The organism is Thermomonas beijingensis (genome assembly GCF_020034655.1).
Lineage (GTDB): Bacteria > Pseudomonadota > Gammaproteobacteria > Xanthomonadales > Xanthomonadaceae > Thermomonas > Thermomonas beijingensis.
In genome coordinates, this window is record NZ_JAIQDJ010000002.1 from 152,166 (window position 1) to 174,183 (window position 22,018).

Here is a 22,018-nt window from a genome sequence, read left to right on the forward strand (position 1 = left end):
ACGACATGAACGATCTTGCGAAAAACATATTGCTCTGGGTAGTGGTGGCTGTCGTGTTGATGGTCGTGTTCCAGAGCTTTTCGCCCAAGCTGGCGGCGAGCCAGGACGTGGTCTATTCGCAGTTCGTGCAGGATGTGGAAAACGACCGCATCAAGTCGGTGGATATTTCCAGCAATGAGCGCAGCCTCGATTTCGTGCGCGCCGATGGCAGCAAAGGCACCACCACCGCACCCGTGCGTGACCGTGATCTGATCAATGATTTGATCCAGCACAAGGTTGAAATCAAGCAGGCCGCGCCGGAGTCGGGCGTGTCGTTTTGGTCGTTGGTGCTGAACTTCCTGCCGGTGCTGCTGATCATTGGCTTCTGGCTGTTCATGATGCGGCAGATGCAAGGCGGCGGTGCCGGCAAGGGTGCGATGTCGTTCGGGCGTTCGCGTGCAAAATTGCAAGGTGAAGACCAGATCAAAGTGACCTTTGCCGATGTGGCCGGTTGCGATGAAGCCAAGGACGAAGTGGGCGAGCTGGTGGAGTTTTTGCGTGACCCATCGCGCTTCACCAAGCTGGGCGGCAAGATTCCGCGCGGCGTGCTGATGGTGGGCCCACCCGGTACCGGCAAAACCTTGCTGGCACGCGCGATTGCGGGGGAAGCCAAGGTCCCGTTCTTCAGCATTTCCGGTTCGGATTTTGTGGAAATGTTCGTTGGCGTGGGCGCATCGCGGGTGCGTGACATGTTCGAAACCGCCAAGAAGCACGCACCGTGCATCATCTTCATCGATGAAATCGATGCCGTCGGCCGCCACCGTGGTTCCGGCATGGGGGGGGGGCACGACGAGCGCGAACAAACCCTCAACCAGATGCTGGTGGAGATGGACGGGTTTGAAGGCGGCGAAGGTGTGATTGTGATCGCCGCCACCAACCGTCCCGACGTACTGGACAAAGCACTACTGCGCCCGGGCCGCTTCGACCGTCAGGTCATGGTGGGCCTACCCGACATCAAGGGCCGTGAGCAAATCCTGAAAGTGCATATGCGCAAGGTGCCGTTGCACGACAATGTGCGCGCTGATGTGCTGGCACGCGGCACCCCGGGATTCTCCGGTGCGGATTTGGCCAATCTGGTCAACGAAGCCGCGCTGTTTGCGGCGCGCCGCAACAAGCAGCAAGTGGACATGCGTGATTTTGAAGACGCCAAGGACAAGATTTACATGGGCCCGGAACGGCGCAGCATGGTCATGCGCGAAGATGAGCGCCGCAATACCGCGTATCACGAGTCTGGCCACGCCGTGGTGGCGATGTCGCTGCCCAAGGCCGACCCGGTGCACAAGGTCACCATCATGCCGCGTGGCTGGGCATTGGGCGTCACCTGGCAGTTGCCCGAGCACGACCACATCAGCAAGTACAAGGACCGCATGCTGGAAGAGTTGGCCATTCTGTTTGGTGGCCGGATTGCCGAAGAAATCTTCGTCGGCCAAATGTCCACCGGCGCATCCAACGACTTCGAGCGTGCCACCCAGCTTGCGCGTGGCATGGTGACCAAGTACGGCATGTCCGATGTGATGGGCACCATGGTGTACGCCGATGCCGAAGCCGGGTATGGCATGCACAGCAAGACCATTTCCGAAGCCACCCAGCAAAAAGTGGATGCGGAAATCCGGCGCATTCTTGATGCGCAATACACGGTTGCACGCGACATTCTGGAATCCAAGCGCGATGTGGTGGAAGCAATGGCAGCTGCCCTGCTGGAATGGGAAACCATCGACGCCGAGCAAGTCAAAGCGCTGATGGAAGGTCGTACGCCCAACCCGCCGCTGGGTTGGGAAGACAAGTCCGACAAGGGTAAGCGCGACAGCGATGCCGCACCGCCTGCCGCCCCGATCGGTGGGCCGGTGGTGCAGCGTTAAGCAATAACAGGCATCGGCGCATCTGACGCAAGGCCGGGAGCAATCTCGGCCTTGTGCTTTCGGGGCCTGCAGTTGCCGGCAATGCAGGCTTTGCCGATACTGCCCATGAATCCCTTGGGGTAAGTTCAATTGGGCAGATTGGCGCAATGGTTGCACCAGCTCAAGCGCCGCAACGTGCTGCGTGCGGCGGCGCTGTATATCGGTGCAGTTTGGGCGCTGGCGCAGGGGATTGCGCAATTGGCACCGGTGTTTGGCATTCCCGATTGGGCGGTGCGCTGGTTCATAATCGCGGGGGTGATTGGTTTCCCGTTCTGGATCGTCTTTGCATGGTTTTACGAGTTCACGCAGGGCGGACTGAAACGGGAAAGCGAGTGGGATACGGATGACCGGGCCGCGCGTTTGCACGACCGCCGCCTCGACAAATGGATCATCGGCGTCCTGTTGGTCGCAGTAGTTTTGCTGGTGACCAATCAGTTTGTGCTGCGTCGCGATGCCACCAGCCTGGCGGATGCGACGGCCAGCGCCGAACAGGATGGCACCGGCTTGAAGTCCATTGCCGTACTGCCGTTGGTGAATGCCAGCGGTGACCCGCAGCAGCAGTTTTTTTCCGATGGCTTGTCGGAAAATCTCATCGATGTGCTGTCTTCCATCGAAGGACTGCGGGTGAGTGGCCGCTCGTCTTCATTCCTGTTCCGCAACAGCAAGGACGACCCCCGCACCATCGGGGCCAAGCTGAACGTATCCTACCTGCTGACCGGCAGCGTGCAGCGCTCCAGCGACACGATCCGGGTGCGCGCGGAAGTGGTGGATACGCACACTGGGGCGTCGGTGTTTTCCAAACGGTTCGAACGGCCCGGCGGCGACCTGTTCGCCTTGCAGGACGAGCTTTCCAAGTCGATTGCCGATACGCTGAACGTCGAACTGCTGTCACCGACTGCCGACGTGATGGGCCATCGCCCGCCCAGTGGCAATCTGGAGGCCTACAACGCGTTTTTGCGGGCCAATTTCCTGGCTGATCTCGGCAGCGAGCACGATACTCGTCGGGCCATTGATGAGTACACGCATGCCACGGCGCTGGATCCCCGTTATGCGATGGCGTGGGCGTCCTTGTCGCGCAATTTGACGTCCTTGGCAGCGTTGTATTTGACTGGTGATGAAGCCCGTAGCGCCTATGCAAAGGCACGCGCTGCCGGTGACAAGGCGCTGGCGTTGGCGCCTGACATGGGCGATGCCCACGTGGCGCGTGGCTGGCTGCTTGAAAACGCCGACTTGGACTGGGCAGGGGCAAGTTTTGAATATGAGAAGGCACTGGCCCTGTCGCCCTCCAATCAGCAAACGAAGTTCAGCCTGGCCAGCATGAAGGCCCTGCAAGGACAGTTGGCGGAGGCAGTGAAGTTGAGCGGCAACGCGATCGCGCAGAATCAGTTATCGCCCAATTGGTGGAATTGGTATAGCGCCTACCTGTCGGGGCTTGGGCGAACCGACGACGCCGAGGCGGCGATCCGGAAGTCCATCGCGCTGCGCCCGCAGGGCAGTTCAACGTGGGCCCAGCTGGCCATCATCGAAATCCAGCGCGGTGATGCGAAAGCCGCGCTTGAGGCCGCCAACAACGAGCCCGAAGGTGTGTGGCATGACATTGCGCGCGCCATGGCGCTGCAGATCGGCAAGGATCGGCAGGCAGCGGATGCGGCACTGGCGTTGTTGATCAAGGACTATGGGGATGTCGCGCCGTTCCAGGTGGCGCAGGTGCAGGCATTGCGTCGTGACGACAAGGCCGTGTTCCAGTGGCTGGACAAGGCACACGAAGTACAGGATCCCGGCATCGGCAATCTGCTGATCGATCCGCTGCTCATGCGCTACAAGCAAGACCCCAGGATGGCGGACTTCTGCAAGACGGTTGGCCTGCCGATGCCCACCACCAGTGAAGCCGTTGGAATCTGATCCATGTTCGATACCTCCCCGCAACTCGACTGCGCCGGCCGCCTCCTCAAGCTCGATCGTCCCCGGGTCATGGGCATCGTGAATGTCACCCCGGATTCGTTTTCCGGTGGCGACGCGCATGCCGATGCAGCGGTGGCGCACGGGCTGCGGTTGGCGGAGGAAGGCGCGGACATCCTCGACATCGGCGGCGAATCCACCCGGCCAGGCGCCGATGAGGTTTCGCTTGAGGAAGAATTGCGCCGCATCCTTCCGGTGGTTGAACGGTTGGCGAGGGATACGTCGCTGCCGATCAGCATCGATACCTCGAAACCCGAGGTCATGCGCGCCGCGGTTGCTGCGGGAGCCGGGATGATCAACGATGTGTATGGGTTGCGTCGCGAAGGGGCGCTGGATGCTGCCGCTGAGCTGGGCGTGCCGGTGGTGTTGATGCACATGCTGGGCGAGCCGCGCTCGATGCAGGACGCGCCGTACTACGACGATGTGGTGGGGCAGGTGCATCGTTTCCTGGCCGAGCGCATTTTCTCCGCCGAGATGGCGGGTATCGACAGAAAACGCATCGTGGTCGATCCGGGCTTCGGGTTCGGCAAGACCACGCAGCACAACATGCAGCTGCTGGCGCAACTGCGCCGTTTCACCGAATTGGGCGTGCCGGTGCTGGCGGGGCTCTCGCGCAAGCGCAGCATCGGTGAATTGACCGGCCGCGAGCTGCCCCAAACACGGGTGGCCGGCTCGGTGGCCGCGCATCTGATCGCAGCACAACATGGCGCCATGCTGCTGCGTGTGCACGATGTGGCTGCCACCGTGGATGCGATGAAGGTCTGGCAGGCCGTGGCCAGCGTACCCGCACCGCGCAAGGATGCGGGCCATCCATCCATCATTTGGCCGGACGATGTCTGACCTTGCCAAGCGGTAGTCGCATTGGCGCACGCAATCCTCCACACTGCGCGCTTTCCATCCATCGAGGCGAGACTTCCATGCAGACTTGGCTGCGGCGTAAGGATATCGACCAAGTCACCGTGCACGAAGAAGGCCGGCGGCTGGTGCCTACCCTGAGTTGGCCGCATCTGGTGGCACTGGGGATTGGCGCCATCGTGGGCACTGGCATCTACACGTTGATTGGCGTGGCCGCCAATCTGGCCGGGCCGGGGGTGTTGATTTCATTTCTGGTCGCAGGTGTGGTCTGCGCCTGCGCGGCCTTGGCCTATGCCGAAATGGCCACCCTGATGCCGGCCGCCGGCAGCGCCTATACCTACAGCTATGCCGTGCTGGGGGAAGCCATTGCGTGGGTGGTGGGCTGGAGCCTGATATTGGAATACACGTTGGTGGTCAGCACCGTGGCGGTGGGATGGTCTGGCTATGCGGTGGGCTTCCTCAAGGGGGCCGGGATCGACGTGCCGCTGGCGATCAGTGTGGGGTCACATTCGGGCGGTTTGATCAATCTGCCGGCGATCCTGATTACGTGGGTGGTGGCTGGTTTGTTGATGGCCGGCACCCGCGAAAGCGCGACGCTCAATGCGGTGTTGGTGGTGGCCAAGCTGATCGCGCTGGCGGTATTCGTGGCGATTGCACTGCCGGCATTTGATGCCAGCAACCTGCACCCGTTCATGCCGCACGGCTTTACCGAAAGTTTGGGGGCCGATGGCAAGAAGTATGGCGTGATGGCGGCCGCAGCCATTATCTTTTTCGCGTTCTATGGCTTCGATGCCATCTCCACCGCCGCCGAAGAAACCAAGAATCCGGGGCGCAATCTATCCATCGGGATCGTGGGTTCGATGGTGGGCTGCACCTTGATCTACATGCTGGTGGCGCTGGCTGCGGTGGGCGCGATGCACTACACGACCTTTGGCCAAAGCCCCGAGCCACTGGCGTTGATCATGCGCGAATTGGGGCATGGCGCGGCGGCCAAGGTTGTGGCGGCAGCGGCGGTGATCGCCCTGCCCACCGTGCTGCTGGCGTTTTTCTATGGCCAGAGCCGCATCTTCTTCGTGATGGCGCGCGATGGCCTGTTGCCGCGCAGCTTGTCGAAGGTGGGCAAGCGCGGCACGCCGGTGGCCATTACCGTATTCACCGCACTGGTGACCTCGGCGTTGGCTGGGGTGGCACGGCTGGATGAAATCGCCGCATTGGCCAATGCCGGCACCTTGGTGGCATTTGTCGCGGTGTCGGTGTGCATGTTGGTGCTGCGCAAGCGCGACCCGCACCGCCCGCGTGTGTTCCGTGCGCCGCTGGCGTGGGTCATCGGGCCGGTTGCCATTCTTGGCTGTGCCTATCTATTCTCCAGCCTGCCGACCAAAACCCAGTTGTGGTGCGTGGTGTGGAATGCATTTGGCCTGCTGGTGTATCTGGCCTATGCGCGTCGCAACAGTGTGTTGGCCAAAGGCGTCAACGCCTGAGTGGAACGATAGATGGGAGCAGATCCGCGCCCGCGTGCGATCGCGTTGATGGGGCCCACCGCGTCGGGCAAAACCGCGTATGCGCTGGATTTGGCGCAGCGCATGGATGGCGAAATCATCAGCGTGGATTCGGCGCTGGTCTATCGTGGCCTGGACATCGGTGCAGCCAAGCCGACACACGCAGAGCTGGCGCAGGCACCGCACCATCTGATCGATATTCGCTCGCCTTGGCAACCGTATTCGGCGGCGGAGTTTGCACAGGACGCACGCGCGGCCATCGCTGCCATCGTGGCGCGCGGCAAGCTGCCGATTCTGGCGGGTGGCACTGGCTTGTATTTCCGCGCGTTGCTGGAAGGCCTGTCGGGGATGCCGCAGGCCGATGAAGCGACGCGCGCGGGGATTTCGGCGGAAGCGCAGGCGCATGGATGGGCGGCGCTGCACGCCGAGCTTGCCGGCATCGACCCTGACGCCGGCGCACGCATCCACGCTACCGATGCCCAGCGCATCCAACGTGCACTGGAGGTGTATCGCCTCAGTGGCCGCACCATCAGTGATTGGCAGCGCAATGTGCGCGGTGCACGCTTGCCGTTGAAGGTGCTGAAGTTGGTGCTGGCGCCGCCGGAGCGCGCCATCCTGCATCAACGCATCGAGGCGCGCTTTGATGCCATGCTTGATGCGGGCTTTCTCGATGAAGTGCGCGCCCTGCGTGCGCTGCCGGAGTTGGCTGCGCATCCACACCCCCTTGACCTGCCGGCACTACGCGCAGTGGGCTATCGGCAGGCGTGGGAGTTTTTGGATAGCCAGGCAAGCAGCCAGCAATTTCGTGAACGCGCCATTGCCGCCACCCGGCAACTGGCCAAACGGCAATACACCTGGCTGCGCGGCGAGCTGGATGCGCGTTGGTTTGATCCCATCACCCAGCGTGCCGGCTTGGATGCGGCTGTCATTGATTTTCTCGGGATACCCCTACGCTGATGCACGCAGCGTGGCGCTGCGTTAACATCGACTGTGCCCGCCGCTGCCGGACGGGCGCGGGGCCGGGGATATGCCATTGGCATCGGCGCATGCAAACAACAACAACATCACGACAGCCACGGGGAATCCATGTCGAAGTCGCAATCCTTGCAGGATCCATTCCTGAACGCCCTGCGCCGCGAGCGCGTGCCGGTGTCCATCTATTTGGTCAACGGCATCAAATTGCAGGGGACGGTCGAATCGTTCGACCAATTTGTGGTGCTGCTGCGCAATACCGTCAGCCAGATGGTGTACAAGCACGCCATTTCCACCGTGGTGCCGGCGCGCAATGTGCGTTTGAGCGTGGCGGGGCAAGATGGGGCCGAGGTCGAGCCTGAATCGGCCGAATGATGGGGTGCAGGCCGGGCTTGTAAATGCGCGCCACTGCCCGCATCTGTCAGCCAATGTCCTCTCAATTGTTCGAACGTTCGCGCGGTGGTGAAAACGCGCTACTGATCCAACCCCATGCCGGCGGTCCGCCGGCCGATGGCGTGCTGGAAGAGTTTTCCGAACTGGCGCGCTCGGCCGGTGCCCGTGTGCTGGCAGTGTTGCCGGCGCGCATCGACAAACCCAATCCGTCCATCCTGATCGGCAGCGGCAAGCTGGAAGAAGTCAAAGCGGCTTGCGATGCCGTAGGCGCGGATCTGGTGCTGATCAATCACGCCCTTTCGCCGATCCAGGAGCGCAATCTGGAAAAAGCGCTGGAGCGCCGGGTGGTGGACCGTACCGGGCTGATTCTGGATATTTTTGCCCAGCGCGCACGCAGCCATGAAGGCAAGTTGCAAGTGGAGCTTGCCCAGTTGCGGCACATGGCGACCCGGTTGGTGCGTGGCTGGACCCACCTAGAGCGCCAGCGCGGTGGCGCCATTGGCCTGCGTGGCCCCGGCGAAACCCAGCTGGAAACCGACCGTCGCCTGCTGCAAAAACGCGTGGAGATGCTGCAAAAGCGCTTGGAAAAAGTGGAGGTGCAGCACACCCAGATGCGCCGCGCACGGGTGCGTAGCGAGCTGCCACGGGTGGCCTTGGTGGGCTATACCAATGCCGGCAAGTCCACCCTATTCAATGCCTTGACCGGGGCCGATGCATACGCGGCAGATCAACTCTTTGCCACGTTGGACCCCACCGTGCGCAGGATTGAATTGGCCGGTGGTGGCGTGGTGCTGGCCGATACCGTGGGTTTTGTGCGCGATTTGCCGCACGAGCTGGTGGCTGCATTTCGCTCCACCTTGAGCGAAGCCCGGGAGGCCGATTTGCTGCTGCACGTGATCGACGCCGATGACCCACTGCGTGATGAACGCATGGCGCAGGTGGATGCGGTGTTGCAGGAGATTGGTGCTGGCGACATCCCGCAGTTGTTGGTGTTCAACAAGATTGACCGCATCGAAGGGGCACTGGCACGCATTGACAGCCGTGGTGAAGACCAGCAAGCGGTGTGGTTGTCCGCACGCGATGGCGCTGGCCTAGAGCTGCTGCGCGAAGCACTGGGTGAGCGGCTGGGTCTGCGCAGGGTAGCCGGTGAAATCATCCTGCCCACCGACGCTGGCCGGCTGCGTGCACGCTTGCATGCCTTGGACGCAATTCGCAGCGAAACCCACGACGGCGACGGTTGGCAATTGCAAGTGGATTTGCCGCTGATTGACGCCACGCGCCTTGCCGCACAATCCGATGGCGCACCGCTGCGCCCCCTTTTGCCGGCAGCAGAGCCGGCGCATCCCGTAGAATCCCCGGCATGACCATAAAAGACAGCAGCCCGCGTGGGCTCAAAGCACTCTGGATGGCCTGGAACAGGCCTGGTGGCAGTACCGGCAACGGGGGTAGTGGAATAGGTCGCATCCTGAATTCCCTGCCCAGCTTGGGTGGCGGTAGTCCGCTGCGTTGGGTGGGCTTGGTGTTCGCGTTATGGCTTGCGTTCAACTGCTTTGTCCTGATCGCCGAACAGCAGCGCGGCGTGGTGCTCCGGTTTGGCCAGTTCGATCGGGTGATGCAGCCCGGCCCCAACTTCAAATTGCCGTGGCCGGTTGAAACCGTCACCAAGGTCAACGCCACGCAAATCAAGAATTACGAGGCCAGCGTGCCGGTATTGACCCGCGATGAAAACATCGTGGATGTGTCGATCAACGTGCAATACAAAGTGGCCGATCCCAAGCTGTATCTGTTCGGCACACGCAATGGCGATGAAGTGCTCAAGCAGGCGGCGCTCAGCACTGTGCGTGAACAAGTGGGGCGTTCCGATTTGGACACCGTGCTGGGTGCGCGTGAGCAACTGGCCGTGTCTGCCCGCGAGCGCCTGCAAAAATCGCTGGAGGCCTACCGCACGGGCCTGCAAGTGACCGAGCTCAACCTGCCCGATGCGCGCCCGCCGCAGCAGGTCAAGCCGGCCTTCGATGACGTCAACAGCGCGCAGCAAGACCAACAACGTTTGATTTCCGAAGCGCGCGCCTATGCCGCCAAGATCGTGCCCGAAGCGCGTGGTCAGGCGGCCCGCGTGCGCACCGTGTCGGAAGGCTACAAGACCGCCGAGATCGCCCGCGCCACCGGCGATGCCGAGCGCTTCAGTCTGTTGGTGGCGCAATACAAAGGCGCGCCGGACGTCACCCGCAAGCGACTGTGGCTGGAAACCGTGCAAGACGTGTTGGCGAAGAACCGCAAGGTGGTGGGCGGTGATGGCCGGCAATTGATCTATGTGCCGATGATCGATGCGGCCAAAGCCGTGACGCCAACGCAGGCTCTGCTGCCAGATCTGGTGTCGCCCGCCGTGCAGGCAACCGAACAAGCAACCGAACAAAACTCGGCGCGCCCGGCCCGTAGTGGCCGTCCGGCGGGTCGTGAGGAGGTGGTGCGATGAAATTTCCGGCATGGATGGCGGCAGTGGTCGCGGCCTTGGTGTTGCTGATGGGTTCGATGTTCGTGGTCAGCGAAGGGCAAACCGCAATCGTGTTGAACCTGGGGCGCGTGGCGCGGGTCAACCTGCAACCCGGCTTGCACTTCAAATGGCCGCTGATGGAAAGCGCCCGCGTGTTTGATCGTCGCTTGCAGGTGTTGCCGGCCGAGCCCGAGCGCTACCTGACCTCCGAGCGCAAGGACGTCAGTGTGGATTTCTTCGCCATTGGCCAAATTGAAGATGCGCGTGCGTTCTATCGCGCCACCGGCGGTGATGAGTCGGCTGCCGTGGCGCGTTTGGCACCCATCATCAAGGATGCACTGCGCAATGAAATCAATGCGCGTACTTTGCAGCAGGCGGTGTCGGGCGACCGCACCACCATCGTCAAAAGCCAGTTGGGCGTGATCAATCGCGGTGCCGCCACATTGGGCATTCGCATTCTGGACCTGCGCATCAAACAGCTCGACTTGCCGACCGATAGCCGAGTGATCGACGACGTGTACAACCGGATGCGCGCGCAGCGCCAACAAGTGGCCAGCCGTTTGCGCGCCGAAGGTGAAGAGCAGGCCAACGAAATCCGCGCCGGTGCCGACCGTGACCAGCAAGTGATCATTGCCGAAGCCGAACGCGACGCGCAAAAACTGCGTGGTGAAGGCGACGCCGAAGCCGCCCGCATTTATGCCGAAGCCGCCAATCGAGACCCGGGTTTCTACGCTTTCCAGCGCAGCCTGGAGGCCTACCGCAAAGCATTTTCCGGTGGCGACAGCGTGATCGTGCTGGAGCGCAATGACCCGTTCCTGCAGTACATGCGCAGCGATCGTTGATGGCCGAGTTATGGGCGGCGCTGTGCCTGGTGGCCATCCTCGAAGGCCTGCTGCTGTTTGCCGCCCCCGCCGCATGGAAGCGGACGGTGGAACACATGCTGCAAATGAGCGATGAGCAAGTGCGCCGCATCGGCGCAGTGGTGCTGATGCTGGGGCTGGTATCGCTGTGGGTGGTGCGGGGCTAATCCCGTGCCTGCATCAGCGCAGTGGGCGAGGGTGCCGAAGGCGCGCTTGCGGGCAGGGCAAGCGGGGGCAGGTGGAACCCGGTAGAATGCACAAAAGCCGGGGCTCGCCTCGGCTTTTTCCGTGTTTGCTGTTGCAGCGTTGCAGGCCGCCCCGATGGCGGTATGCGGATGGCGTTGCCGGAGTGAGTACACCCGTCCAGCGGCCCCGATGGCCGCCAGAAAATTTCAGGAGTGTGGCGTATGGGCCAGTCAGTGGTGGTGTTGGGCGCGCAGTGGGGCGATGAGGGCAAGGGCAAGATTGTGGACTTGCTCACCGAGAACATCGGCGCGGTGGTGCGCTTTCAGGGCGGGCACAATGCCGGCCATACGCTGGTCATCAACGGCAAGAAGACGGTGTTGCACCTGATTCCGTCCGGCATCCTGCGCGACGATGCGCTGTGCCTGATCGGCAACGGGGTGGTGATCTCGCCGGCCGCACTGCGCAAGGAAATCGAGGAATTGGAAGCCGCTGGCGTGGAAGTGCGCCCACGGCTGAAGATTTCGCCCGCCGCGCCGCTGATCATGCCGTACCACATCGCATTGGATCAGGCCCGCGAAAAGGCTGCCGGTGGCAAGGCGATTGGCACCACCGGGCGCGGGATTGGCCCGGCGTATGAAGACAAGGTGGCGCGTCGCGGTATCCGCATTGCCGATCTGCACTATCCCGACGCGCTGGCCGAAAAGCTGCGTGCGGCGCTGGATTACCACAACTTCGTACTGACCCAATATCTGGGCGTCGAGGCGGTGGATTTCCAGCAGACCTTCGATGAAGCGGTGGCGTTTGGCGAATACGTCGAGCCGATGAAATCCGACGTGGCCGGCATCTGCCACGAGCTGCGCAAGCAGGGCAAGCGCGTGTTGTTTGAAGGTGCGCAAGGTGCGCTGCTCGACATCGACCACGGCACCTATCCGTATGTCACATCGTCCAACACCACCACCGGTGGTGCGCTGGCCGGGGCTGGCGTGGGCGCCGATGCCATCGATTACGTGCTGGGCATTGCCAAGGCGTATGCCACCCGTGTGGGTGGCGGCCCGTTCCCGACCGAGTTGGATGATGCCATCGGTCAAGGCATTCGCGACCGTGGTGCCGAGTATGGTGCGTCCACTGGCCGCCCGCGCCGCTGTGGCTGGATGGACATCGTGGCGCTCAAGCGTGCGGTGGCGATCAACGGCATCAGCGGCCTGTGCATCACCAAGCTCGATGTGCTGGACGGCATGGAGAAGCTGAAGATCTGCATCGCTTACGAATACCACGGCAAGCGCAGCGAATACGCACCGCTGGACGCGCAAGGTTGGGAAGAATGCACGCCAGTGTATCTGGAGTTCCCGGGCTGGAACGAGAACACCCACGGTGTGACAGAGTGGGACAAGCTGCCGGCGGCCGCCCGCGCCTACTTGCGTGCGCTGGAAGAGCTGGCCGGTTGCCCGATCAGCATCGTGTCCACCGGCCCCGACCGCGACCACACCATGGTGCTGCACGACCCGTTCGCCTGATCGCGCTTGATACCGCCACGCATTTCGCCCGGCCTGGTGCCGGGCGCATTGTTTTGCAATGTTGCTTGCAGATGTTCACGCGCAGGCCATGCCCATACCCAATGGTATGCTGGGCAGATGCGCACACTTACTGCTCCATCGGCATCGCTGCCGCTCCCTGGCATTCAGCAAGCCCGCGAAGAACTGGCCAATGCGTGGACCCACGGCGTGGGCGCGGCGGCGGCACTGGCCGGCGGTGCGGTGCTGGTCACCCTGACCGCAATTTTTGGCGATGGCTGGCAATTGGCCGGGGCCATCGTGTTCGGAGTCGCGCTGCTGCTGCTGTACACCGCTTCCACCCTGTACCACGCAATTTCACACCCGGTGCTCAAAGGCCGCTTGAAGGTGTTTGACCACTGTGCGATTTATCTGCTGATCGCCGGCACCTATACCCCATTCACCTTGGTGGGTTTGCGTGGACCTACCGGCTGGTGGCTGTTTGGCACCATCTGGACATTGGCACTGGCCGGCGTGGTGTTCAAATTGTTTTTTACCGGCCGCTTCAAGCGGCTGTCCACCGGTATTTACATCGGCATGGGCTGGCTGATTGTGTTGGCGATCAAACCCATGCTGCACGCACTCGGCACCGCATCCCTACTGTGGCTGCTGGCCGGTGGCGTGGCATACACGGCGGGTACGTTTTTCTACATGCGCCCACAACTGCGTTATTCGCATGCCATTTGGCACGGGTTTGTGATCGCCGGCAGCACTTGTCATTACATTTCGGTCATGCAGCATTTGCTGTAGCCCACAGGGTTCTATGACTTCCGGCGGTGTGCGCGGGGCGGCATAGGCGGGATGATCGGCATCTTCGCCGTTCCTCCCTGAGGTTTTCCCATGCGTTGTATCTTGGCTTCCGCCATTGCCCTGGCCCTGTCCACCGGCAGTTTTGCCGCCGCTGCACAGTCTGCCGCAGCTCAACCTGTTTCTGCGTCGATGGATGCGGTCACCACGCAGCTTCCCCGCAATGTGCGGCCGTCGCACTACACCATCGAAGTGACTCCGCATGCCGAAGCGATGACTTTCGATGGCAAGGCGAGGATCGACATCGAGGTACTGGAAGCCACCAATGCAGTGGTGTTGCAGGCCATCGACATGACGTTTGCCAACAGCATCGTGATCAATGCGAAGGGCAAGCCCATGCTGGCCAAAGTGAGTGTGGACGCGCAGGCGCAGACCGCTACGTTTGCGTTCGATAAACCTTTGGCACCCGGCAACTATGTCCTCTCCACCGATTACACCGGCAAGATTGGCACCCAGGCCAACGGCTTCTTTGCGCTGGATTACCCCACTGCCAACGGCAAGCAGCGCGCGCTGTACACCCAGTTCGAAAACTCCGATGCGCGTCGCTTCATTCCGTCCTGGGATGAACCCAACTTCAAGGCCACCTTCGATTTGACCGTCAACGCGCCCACCGGCCAGATGGTGGTAGGCAATATGCCCGCCAAAGATGTCAAAGACCTGGGCAATGGGCTGACCCGCACCACGTTTGCCACCTCGCCGAAAATGTCCACCTACCTGCTGTTTCTAGGGGTGGGTGATTTCGACCGCGCAACATTGAACACCGATGATGGTGTGGAAGTGGGCGTCATCGCGCAGAAAGGCAAGGCCGAGCAGGCGCGCTTTGCACTGGAGGCCAGCCGCGATGTGTTGCGAGAGTACAACGAATACTTTGGGGTGAAGTATCCGCTGCCGAAGCTGGATAACATCGCTGCACCCGGGCGCAGCCAGTTCTTCAGTGCAATGGAAAACTGGGGCGCGATTTTTACCTTCGAATATGCGCTGTTGCTGGATCCTGCCACGTCCAGCATTGGTGATAAACAGTCTGTCTTTACCACCGCGGCGCATGAAATCGCGCATCAGTGGTTTGGCGATTTGGTCACCATGCGATGGTGGGATGATTTGTGGTTGAACGAAGGCTTTGCCACTTGGATGGAGGGCCGCACCACACGTAAATTGCATCCGGAATGGGATACCAGCGGCGTGGATGCGGCGTTTACCAGCCGTGGTGCAATGGGTGGCGATGCGTATGCCACCACTCATCCCGTGGTGCAGCACGTGGCTACCGTCGAGCAAGCCAGTCAGGCGTTTGACGGCATCACCTATGGCAAAGGCTCGGCGGTGATTTCGATGCTGGAAGACTATGTGGGTGAGGACGCATGGCGCAGCGGCGTGCGTAGCTATATCAGCAAGCATGCCTACGGCAATGCGGTGACCGATGAGCTGTGGCAGGAAATGGAGAAAGCCGCACCGGGCAAGCAATTTGTGCAGGTGGCGCACGACTTCACTTTGCAGCCCGGCGTGCCGCTGATCAAGGCCAGCCAAGTTTGCGTGGATGGCAAAACCCAGCTGGCGTTGGAGCAAGGCGAGTTCACGGTCGATCGCCCCAACAAGACACCATTGCGTTGGCGCGTGCCGGTCACCGTGCGTGCGGGCGACGGTAGCGAGGTGCGTGTGCTGGTGGACGGCAAGGCCAGTGTCAGCGTGCCGGGGTGCAATGCGCCGGTGCTGATCAATGCCGGGCAGAAAGGGTATTTCCGCACCCAATATTCGCCGGCGCAATTCAAGACTCTGAGTGCCGGCTTCAGCAAGTTGCCGGTCGTCGATCAAATGGGCGTGATGATGGATGCCAGCGCACTGGCAGCGGTGGGTTTGCAGCCCGAATCGGATACCCTGGATCTGGCCATGCAGGTGCCAATGAGCGCTGCTCCGGAGTTGTGGCAGATGGTGGCCGGCAGCATGGGAGGGATCGATGACATGCTCAAAGGCAACGACAAGCGGCAAGCTGCGTTTCGCAAATTCGCGTTGGCCAAACTTGCGCCCAAATTTGAGCAACTGGGATGGAATACCCGTGCCGGTGAATCCAGCTCCACCAAACAGTTGCGCACCAGCTTGATTGGCATGTTGGGCGGGCTGGGCGATGCCAAGGTATTGGCCGAAGCGCGCCGTCGTTTTGCGGCCGCGGCCACCGACCCGCAAGCATTGCCGCCAGACCTGCGGCGCACCGTGCTTGGCCTGGTGGCACGTAATGCCGATGCCGCCACGTGGGACAAGTTGCACGCGATGGCGAAAACAGAAAAATCGGCAATGTTGCGTGATCAATACTATGGCCTGCTGGCACGCAGCAAGGACAAGGCATTGGCGCAGCGTGCGCTCGACATGGCATTGACCGACGAGCCGGGCGCTACCAATTCCGCAGGGATGATCTCGGGGGTGTCATGGGAGCATCCGGATCTGGCCTTCGATTTCGCGGTGGCGCATCGCGAGCAGGTGGACAAACTGGTGGATAGCACCTCGCGTGCCCGCTACTACCCTGGCTTGGGCGGCGCAGCGCGTGACTTGAAAATGGTCGACAAGATCAAAGCATTCGCCGACAACTACATTGCAGCAACCTCGCGCCGCGATGCCGAGCAGGTGATGGCAGGCATCCAGACCCGCGTCAAACTGCGTGCGCAACGGATGCCGCAGATCGATGCGTGGTTGAAGCAGCACGGTATTTGATCGCACTGGTTTGAAACACAACAGGCCCCGCGCATTGCGGGGCCTGTTGTCATTTGCGCGAGTGGAACGGCTTAGAACGCATATTCCGCCATCAGGTTGAATGCACGGCCACGAGGGTCGGCCACACGTGCTTCCCAACCAGCACCATCGCCATCATCTAGGTAGCGCAGGGTGAACGGCGGATCGGTATTGAGCAGATTGCGGATGCCAAAGGTCAGCTTCAACTTGTCGATACCGGTCCAGCTCACGCTGTAGTTGTACAAGGTGTAGCTGTCCACCTTCGGGTTGTATTCGGCAGGGGTATAGCCGTTCGCAATTCCCGGCGGCACCCAATCCCTGTAACCGCCGCGATAGACCTGGGTTAGCGAGTGCGCCCAGTTGCCCTTCTGCCAAGCAAATCCAAGTGTGTGCTTCCACTTGATCGGCAGGTTGAAGTAGCGCTCGTATTCGCCCACCAGGTTGCCGGTGTAGGGCAGGCTGTCGAAACTCTTGGTCTTGAACGTATCCAGGTAGTTGCCATTCAGATGGATGTTCCAATTGCCTCCGGCAAGCTCGCCGCGCAAGTTGGCATCCAGCTCGATACCACTGGTCAAGGTGCCGCCGGTATTGATGTAGCGCTGGTCGATCTGGATGATGTTGCCACTGCTGTCACGAATGAAGTTGGACGCATACATGGGGTAGTTGGCGGTCATCGTGGATAGATTGAATCCGCTGCGGATGGTGTTGAAGCGCTCGATTTGCCACCAATCCACGCTGACATTGAAGTTGGCCGTCGGTGCGATGACAAAGCCCAAGCTGCGCTGCTTGGCTTCCTCCGGCTTCAGGTTGGGGTTGCCACCGGTGACGATGTCCGGGCGAATTTGCACATTGCAGTTGGCCACATCCGGGTTGTAACGACCATTCGGGCATTTGGCAGGATCGGCCAGATCCAGGCCGGTGTATTGGGTTTCGGTGATGCCACGGAACAATTTCGCAAAGTCCGGCACCTTGAATCCGGTGCTGTAGGCACCACGGAACACCAGCCAATCGATGGGGTGCCACTTGAACGAATATTTCGGGTTGGTGGTGCCGCCAAATCCGTCGTATTGGTCGTGACGCACGGCGATGTTCAGTTCCAGACTGTTGGTGACCGGCAGGTTGAATTCGGCGAATACGGCTTTGACATTCCGTTTTTTGGGCGACATGTAATTGGAAGCATCACCCGGGGCGCCAAAAATGAAGGCATTGCCCTGCGCCCACTGGCTGGGGCCATTGAACTCATATTCTTCACGCCGAATATCCACGCCGACTGCAGCTTTCACGTCTTCTTCGCCCCACAGCTTGAAGCCCAAGCTGCCACTGGCACTGGCATCCAGCGTGGTCGTGGTGGAGACACCTTTATACAGCAGCAAACCACTGGCGTCGGCTGCAGCCAACGCCGCATAGGCGGCTTGCGATTGATCTTGCCCTGGCATCAGAAACGGGTTGAGCAGCCCACTTTTCAAGGCGGCCTTCAGTTGCGGGGTGTAGTAATAACCACCGGCCAGCACCGATTGCGCACTGCTTTGCGCGCGCGACAGGCCCACGTCGTAGTCCCAGTTGGCAAGGGTGCCGGTCAGGCCAAACAACAGTCGGTACGCCTTGGTCTCGGTTTCCAGTTGGCGTGGGCCACAGGCGTAGCAACGCCAGCGGTAGGTGATCGGCTTGCCATAGGCCAGATTGGTCTGATCGCCGAAATAGGCGTGGATCTGGTTGTAGATCGCGTCGTAGGTGGCTTTGGTGTTGGCGTTCAGCTCATAGGCATCCAGCTGGGTGGCACTGGCATTGATGCTGGAGCTGATTTGCTGGGCTTCGAAGAAACGCGTTGACGTGACTTTGGAGCCCATGAATTCGGCAAAAAATTCATGGTTGTCATTGATCTTGAAGGTGGCGCGGCCAATGCCTTGCAACGTGTCCACCGGTTGCTGGATGGTACGTGCACGGCCGTAGTCCCATGCGCAGCCGAAGCTGGCACCGGGGCTGGCCCAGGCTTTGTCATCGTACGGGCCCATCATGTCGCCGCCATTGATGCAGCCGGCACCACCGGGCAAATCCAGGGTATTGATGGTGGTCTTGGTCAGACCGGTGGCGGGATCTTTCAGGCCGCCACCAATCATGCTGCCGGTGCCGGTGACAACGTTGGCAAATGGTGTGCCACGGGTATCCGGACCCAAGCCACGTTCAGGCTGAAAGCTGTTGGCAAAATCGCGTTGGTTGCCGCGCAGGATTTTGTTTTTCTTGACGTTGACCGCAGCCCACACATTCCAGTGATCAGTGTCCAGATCACCCCAACCACCGAGTAGGCTGGCGTTGTAGATATTGCCGCCGCCTTGTTGGGTGACATCGGCACCAGCGCTGATCGAGTAGCCCTGATAATTTTTGCGGGTGATGAAGTTGATTACGCCGCCGATGGCGTCGGTGCCATACACCGCCGAGGCCCCGTCGCGCAGTACTTCCACGCGTTCGATGGCGGCAAACGGGATCGAGTTCAAATCCACCACTTGCCCGGCCAGACCGTGTGCCGCCACGCGGCGGCCATTCAACAGTACCAAGGTGGCATCGGCTCCTTGCCCCCGCAGATTGGCACCGGACACACCATTGTTGCCGCGAGTGCCGGGAGGAGCAACGCCACTGTTGGCGGCAAGACTGTCCGGTCCGTTACTGGCCACATTCAACTGCTGCAACAGCTGTTCCGCAGAGGTAATGCCTTGGGCATCAATTTCCGCGCGCTGGATGATGGTGATCGGCAGCGCCGCTTCAACGTCGGTGCGCTGGATGCGCGATCCGGTCACCGTCATGCGATCCAAAGTTTTGACCTTGCTATCGGTACTGCTGTCTTTGGAGTCAGCCTGCTGCGCCATGACGGGCATGGTCAGGGCGGCCAACAGCGCAAGGCTCAGGCGGCGCATATGGAGTGTGGTGCGTGAAGACATCGCGATTCCCCAGTGGTGTGTGTGACCGGCCGCATCTGCGACCGCTGCAATCGATGTCGCTCTTTGTTCCCCTGAGCGTCATGCGGTTGTCACCTAATCTAGCGGGTATTGCCGAGCTGTGGAATAGGTGTTTCCGATCAGGTTTGTTTTTGGAATAGCGCATTCCGAAACAGCCAAAGCCCCGCAGAACGGGGCTTTGGGGGGGGCGCAAGCAGGTGCGCTTGGGCTTGACCAAGTGACAAAGCAGTCTCGGTCAAACCTGCAGCAACGCACGGTATGCGGCTACGGCATCCGGCCAACGCGGGCGCCAGCCGCTTTCCAGCAAGCGCGCATTGGACAGCCGCTTGCCGGTGGGGGGCATTGGCGTACGCGCAGGCCGGGGGACACGCAGCAGATCGGCAAGCTGATCATAAAATGCCGCTTTCTCTGCAGGGTTGCCATCGGTGCCGATATAACAGGGCTGCGGTTGCGTGATTTGCAGCAGATGTACGCAGGCGGCAGCGGCATCTTCAATATGGATCCGGTTGGACCAATGTCCGGGACCCTCCGGCGCAAGCAAACGCTGGTGCCGCAAGCTGTCCAGCAGGCGCGTGCGCCCGGGGCCGTAAATGCCGCCCAACCGAAGGGTGACGGCCTGCTGTGGCAGATGCTGCTGCAACCATGCTTCGGCCATCAGCAGGGCGTGACTGCGAAATTCATTCGCCAGCGTGGGGGTGCGCTCATCGACCCAGGACGCTGCGGATTCGATGCCCGCTTCTGGCCAAACCACGGTGGAGCCTACCAGCAGCACGCGTTGCAGGTCCTGCCGGCAAGGGAGCGCGGCAAGCAAATTCTGCAAGCCGGCAGGGTAGGTGGCCTGATAGCAAGCCGCAGTCCTTTGATCCGGTGAGGGCGCAAACAGGATGTGGCTAACCTGCGGAAGCACCCCGCGTAGCGTATGCGGTGCGGACAAGTCGGCTTGAATGCCGAGCACGCCGGGTGCAGCACTGGGCCTGCGCCGCAAATGCCAGACCTGCCATCCGCTGGCGTGCAGTGTTGCCGCGACACGTTGGCACAACTCGCCGCCCACCAGCAAAATTGACGGATCCATCTGCGCGCTTGGCTGGAGCATTCCCATGTGCCTAGTGTGCGTGAATCGCTAGTGTGCGTGAATCGCGGGGGTTGCCATAGAGTGCGCGCCGCTGCGCAATCGGTCGGCTGCGTCAGTCATTGGCAGTCAGTGTGGCGGTGTGTGGCACGCGCCGCCATTTGTCCACGTTGTAGCCCCAGCCGCGCAGTTGCTGTCGCGCATGCTCAAGATCATCGACGGAAACCTGCTTGGAACGTGAAAAGACCCAGGCATAGTCACGCGTGTCGCGGGCGACCACCATCAGGCTGTAGTCGTCGCGCAGCCAGGCCACCACGTACTGTGCCTTGACGGGGCCGAACACGCGCACGTCCCAGACCGCGTTGTTGGTCCCCGGGCGCACCCGCGCCGGCGCCTCGATGTGCTTGCGCGGACCGTTGGCACGCCCCTGGTTGAAGGTCAGGGTGGTGCGGATGCTGCCGTCCTTGCGCAGCGTGTAGGTTTCCACCGCGTTCCACGCGTCGCGCTCGAACGCGGTGGGAATGCCGCCGACGAGGTACCAGGTGCCCATGAACCGGGCCAGGTCCACGTGCGGGACGGGGCGGATGGCGGGCAGGTTGGCGACCACCGCGCCGGCGAGCAGCAGCAGGGCCAGCAGCGATCCAGGACGGAGCAACGGGCGCCGGTGCATGGCCGGCCCCGTCAGCGACGCTCGAACAGGTAGTGCGACACCATCCATTCCTGGCCGTCGGCATAACCGAACAGCTCCGCACAGGCCATCCAGAACATCCGCCAGCGCTGGTACCACAGGCCGGCGGCCTCGCCGTAGGCGTCGCGCAGGATCGCCATCACCTCGGTGCGGTGCGCGTCCTGGTGCTCCAGCCACTGGTTGGCGGTCTTCTCGTAGTGGGTGCCTTCCACCAGCCACTGCTGGCGGATCGCCAGCGGCCCCTGGAAGTGCAGCAGCGTGTCCGCCGCCGGCATCAGGCCGCCGGTGAAGAAGTGTCGGCCCATCCAGTTGTCCTCGCCCTGCGTCTCGAACGGATACAGCAGGGTGCGATGCACGAAGATGTGCACGAACAGCCGGCCACCCGGGCGCAGCCAGCCGGCGATGCGGCCCAGCAGGCTGTCGTAGTTGCGCATGTGCTCGAACATCTCGACCGAGACGCAGCGGTCGAACGCGTCCGCGGGCAGGTCCAGCGTGTTCACGTCGCGGGTCAGCACGCGCACGTTGTCCAGCCCGCGCTCGCGGCAGCGGGCTTCGATGAAGCCGCGCTGCCCGTTGGAATTGGACACCGCGGTGATGCGGGCGTTCGGGTAGTGCTCCGCCATCCACAATGTCAGCGAGCCCCAGCCGCAGCCCAGCTCCAGGATGTCCTGGCCGTCGGCCAGTCCGGCGCGTTCGCAGTAGAGCGCCAGCATGGCCTCCTCGGCCTCGCCCAGCGTTTCGTCGCCACGCGGGTAGTAGCAGCAGGAATATTTCAGCCGCGGGCCGAGGCACTGGGTGAAGAACGCCGGCGGCAGCTCGTAGTGCTGGGCGTTGGCGGCCTCGGTCTCGATCGCCACCGGGCTGTGGCGCAGCTCGTCCAGCCGGGCACGCTGGCGCGCGGACTGGGCTTCCACGCCGCCGGCCAGTTCGTCCTTCAGGCGCTGTTCGCACAGGCGGCGGATGCCGGCGCGGATGGCGGCGTCCGGCAGCCAGCCGCGCTCCGCCAGGCCCAGCAGGCCGGGGGCGGGGAGGTCGCGGGCCAATTCGTTGGCGTCCAGGGTGGTCGTGGTCATCGCGCGCTCC

Annotated in this window: 17 protein-coding genes; 13 read left to right on the plus strand and 4 right to left on the minus strand. The window is 61.9% G+C overall.

The window, feature by feature from the left end; all coding sequences use genetic code 11:
* Nucleotides 1-5 precede the first annotated feature (5 nt).
* The 13 genes from ftsH (at nucleotide 6) to K7B09_RS06615 (ending at nucleotide 16,209) form a co-directional block, all read left to right on the plus strand.
* Nucleotides 6-1,898 (plus strand): ATP-dependent zinc metalloprotease FtsH, encoded by a 1,893-nt coding sequence (gene ftsH / locus K7B09_RS06555; protein WP_317851750.1) that lies wholly within the window; start codon nucleotides 6-8, stop codon nucleotides 1,896-1,898.
* A gap of 138 nt (nucleotides 1,899-2,036) precedes the next feature.
* Complete coding sequence (locus K7B09_RS06560; RefSeq protein ID WP_223628057.1) at nucleotides 2,037-3,839, plus strand: tetratricopeptide repeat protein; 1,803 nt, start codon at nucleotides 2,037-2,039, stop codon at nucleotides 3,837-3,839.
* Between the two features lie 3 nt (nucleotides 3,840-3,842).
* Nucleotides 3,843-4,736, plus strand: a complete 894-nt coding sequence (gene folP / locus K7B09_RS06565) for a dihydropteroate synthase (RefSeq protein WP_223628059.1) — start codon at nucleotides 3,843-3,845, stop codon at nucleotides 4,734-4,736.
* A gap of 77 nt (nucleotides 4,737-4,813) precedes the next feature.
* Nucleotides 4,814-6,232, plus strand: coding sequence for an amino acid permease (locus K7B09_RS06570; protein WP_223628061.1), 1,419 nt, complete (start codon nucleotides 4,814-4,816; stop codon nucleotides 6,230-6,232).
* 12 nt (nucleotides 6,233-6,244) lie between these two features.
* Nucleotides 6,245-7,207: a tRNA (adenosine(37)-N6)-dimethylallyltransferase MiaA gene (miaA, locus tag K7B09_RS06575; protein WP_223628063.1), complete on the plus strand. Its 963-nt coding sequence runs from the start codon at nucleotides 6,245-6,247 to the stop codon at nucleotides 7,205-7,207.
* A 129-nt stretch (nucleotides 7,208-7,336) separates the two neighbouring features.
* The gene (hfq, locus tag K7B09_RS06580; protein ID WP_223628065.1) at nucleotides 7,337-7,597 is read left to right on the plus strand and encodes an RNA chaperone Hfq; all 261 of its coding nucleotides are present in this window, start codon (nucleotides 7,337-7,339) and stop codon (nucleotides 7,595-7,597) included.
* 65 nt (nucleotides 7,598-7,662) lie between these two features.
* On the plus strand, nucleotides 7,663-8,979 hold the full coding sequence (hflX, locus tag K7B09_RS06585; RefSeq protein ID WP_223628750.1) for a ribosome rescue GTPase HflX: 1,317 nt from the start codon (nucleotides 7,663-7,665) through the stop codon (nucleotides 8,977-8,979).
* Between the two features lie 41 nt (nucleotides 8,980-9,020).
* Nucleotides 9,021-10,091, plus strand: a complete 1,071-nt coding sequence (gene hflK / locus K7B09_RS06590; RefSeq protein ID WP_223628752.1) for an FtsH protease activity modulator HflK — start codon at nucleotides 9,021-9,023, stop codon at nucleotides 10,089-10,091.
* Nucleotides 10,088-10,951, plus strand: a complete 864-nt coding sequence (gene hflC, locus K7B09_RS06595) for a protease modulator HflC (protein WP_223628067.1) — start codon at nucleotides 10,088-10,090, stop codon at nucleotides 10,949-10,951. The genes hflK and hflC overlap by 4 nt, the downstream gene beginning before the upstream one ends.
* Nucleotides 10,951-11,136: a DUF2065 domain-containing protein gene (locus tag K7B09_RS06600; RefSeq protein ID WP_223628069.1), complete on the plus strand. Its 186-nt coding sequence runs from the start codon at nucleotides 10,951-10,953 to the stop codon at nucleotides 11,134-11,136. The genes hflC and K7B09_RS06600 overlap by 1 nt, the downstream gene beginning before the upstream one ends.
* 240 nt (nucleotides 11,137-11,376) lie before the next feature.
* Nucleotides 11,377-12,669 (plus strand): adenylosuccinate synthase, encoded by a 1,293-nt coding sequence (locus K7B09_RS06605; protein WP_223628071.1) that lies wholly within the window; start codon nucleotides 11,377-11,379, stop codon nucleotides 12,667-12,669.
* 117 nt (nucleotides 12,670-12,786) lie between these two features.
* Nucleotides 12,787-13,455 (plus strand): PAQR family membrane homeostasis protein TrhA, encoded by a 669-nt coding sequence (trhA, locus tag K7B09_RS06610; protein WP_223628073.1) that lies wholly within the window; start codon nucleotides 12,787-12,789, stop codon nucleotides 13,453-13,455.
* Nucleotides 13,456-13,545: 90 nt separating this feature from the next.
* On the plus strand, nucleotides 13,546-16,209 hold the full coding sequence (locus K7B09_RS06615) for a M1 family metallopeptidase (protein WP_223628075.1): 2,664 nt from the start codon (nucleotides 13,546-13,548) through the stop codon (nucleotides 16,207-16,209).
* 71 nt (nucleotides 16,210-16,280) lie between these two features.
* Here the strand turns inward: K7B09_RS06615 and K7B09_RS06620 are convergent, their stop codons facing one another.
* From K7B09_RS06620 to K7B09_RS06635, 4 genes are all read right to left on the minus strand, one after another.
* Nucleotides 16,281-19,160 carry a TonB-dependent receptor gene (locus K7B09_RS06620; RefSeq protein ID WP_223628077.1) on the minus strand — a complete coding sequence of 960 codons (2,880 nt, stop codon included), beginning with the start codon at nucleotides 19,158-19,160 and terminating at the stop codon, nucleotides 16,281-16,283.
* A gap of 253 nt (nucleotides 19,161-19,413) precedes the next feature.
* Complete coding sequence (locus tag K7B09_RS06625; protein ID WP_223628079.1) at nucleotides 19,414-20,277, minus strand: Rossmann-fold NAD(P)-binding domain-containing protein; 864 nt, start codon at nucleotides 20,275-20,277, stop codon at nucleotides 19,414-19,416.
* Nucleotides 20,278-20,362: 85 nt separating this feature from the next.
* A complete protein-coding gene (locus K7B09_RS06630; protein ID WP_223628081.1) occupies nucleotides 20,363-20,917 on the minus strand; it encodes a lipocalin family protein in 555 nt (184 codons plus the stop codon).
* A gap of 11 nt (nucleotides 20,918-20,928) precedes the next feature.
* Nucleotides 20,929-22,008 carry an SAM-dependent methyltransferase gene (locus K7B09_RS06635; RefSeq protein WP_223628083.1) on the minus strand — a complete coding sequence of 360 codons (1,080 nt, stop codon included), beginning with the start codon at nucleotides 22,006-22,008 and terminating at the stop codon, nucleotides 20,929-20,931.
* Nucleotides 22,009-22,018: the final 10 nt, after the last annotated feature.

Coding starts and splice junctions, on each gene's coding strand:
- folP (WP_223628059.1), top strand. CDS start 3,843: ATGTTCGATACCTCCCCGCAACTCGACTGCGCCGGCCGCCTCCTCAAG.
- K7B09_RS06570 (WP_223628061.1), top strand. CDS start 4,814: ATGCAGACTTGGCTGCGGCGTAAGGATATCGACCAAGTCACCGTGCAC.
- K7B09_RS06625 (WP_223628079.1), bottom strand. CDS start 20,277: ATGGGAATGCTCCAGCCAAGCGCGCAGATGGATCCGTCAATTTTGCTG.
- K7B09_RS06620 (WP_223628077.1), bottom strand. CDS start 19,160: ATGTCTTCACGCACCACACTCCATATGCGCCGCCTGAGCCTTGCGCTG.
- K7B09_RS06615 (WP_223628075.1), top strand. CDS start 13,546: ATGCGTTGTATCTTGGCTTCCGCCATTGCCCTGGCCCTGTCCACCGGC.
- K7B09_RS06600 (WP_223628069.1), top strand. CDS start 10,951: ATGGCCGAGTTATGGGCGGCGCTGTGCCTGGTGGCCATCCTCGAAGGC.
- ftsH (WP_317851750.1), top strand. CDS start 6: ATGAACGATCTTGCGAAAAACATATTGCTCTGGGTAGTGGTGGCTGTC.
- hfq (WP_223628065.1), top strand. CDS start 7,337: ATGTCGAAGTCGCAATCCTTGCAGGATCCATTCCTGAACGCCCTGCGC.
- K7B09_RS06635 (WP_223628083.1), bottom strand. CDS start 22,008: ATGACCACGACCACCCTGGACGCCAACGAATTGGCCCGCGACCTCCCC.
- trhA (WP_223628073.1), top strand. CDS start 12,787: ATGCGCACACTTACTGCTCCATCGGCATCGCTGCCGCTCCCTGGCATT.
- hflC (WP_223628067.1), top strand. CDS start 10,088: ATGAAATTTCCGGCATGGATGGCGGCAGTGGTCGCGGCCTTGGTGTTG.
- K7B09_RS06630 (WP_223628081.1), bottom strand. CDS start 20,917: ATGCACCGGCGCCCGTTGCTCCGTCCTGGATCGCTGCTGGCCCTGCTG.
- K7B09_RS06605 (WP_223628071.1), top strand. CDS start 11,377: ATGGGCCAGTCAGTGGTGGTGTTGGGCGCGCAGTGGGGCGATGAGGGC.
- miaA (WP_223628063.1), top strand. CDS start 6,245: ATGGGAGCAGATCCGCGCCCGCGTGCGATCGCGTTGATGGGGCCCACC.
- hflK (WP_223628752.1), top strand. CDS start 9,021: ATGGCCTGGAACAGGCCTGGTGGCAGTACCGGCAACGGGGGTAGTGGA.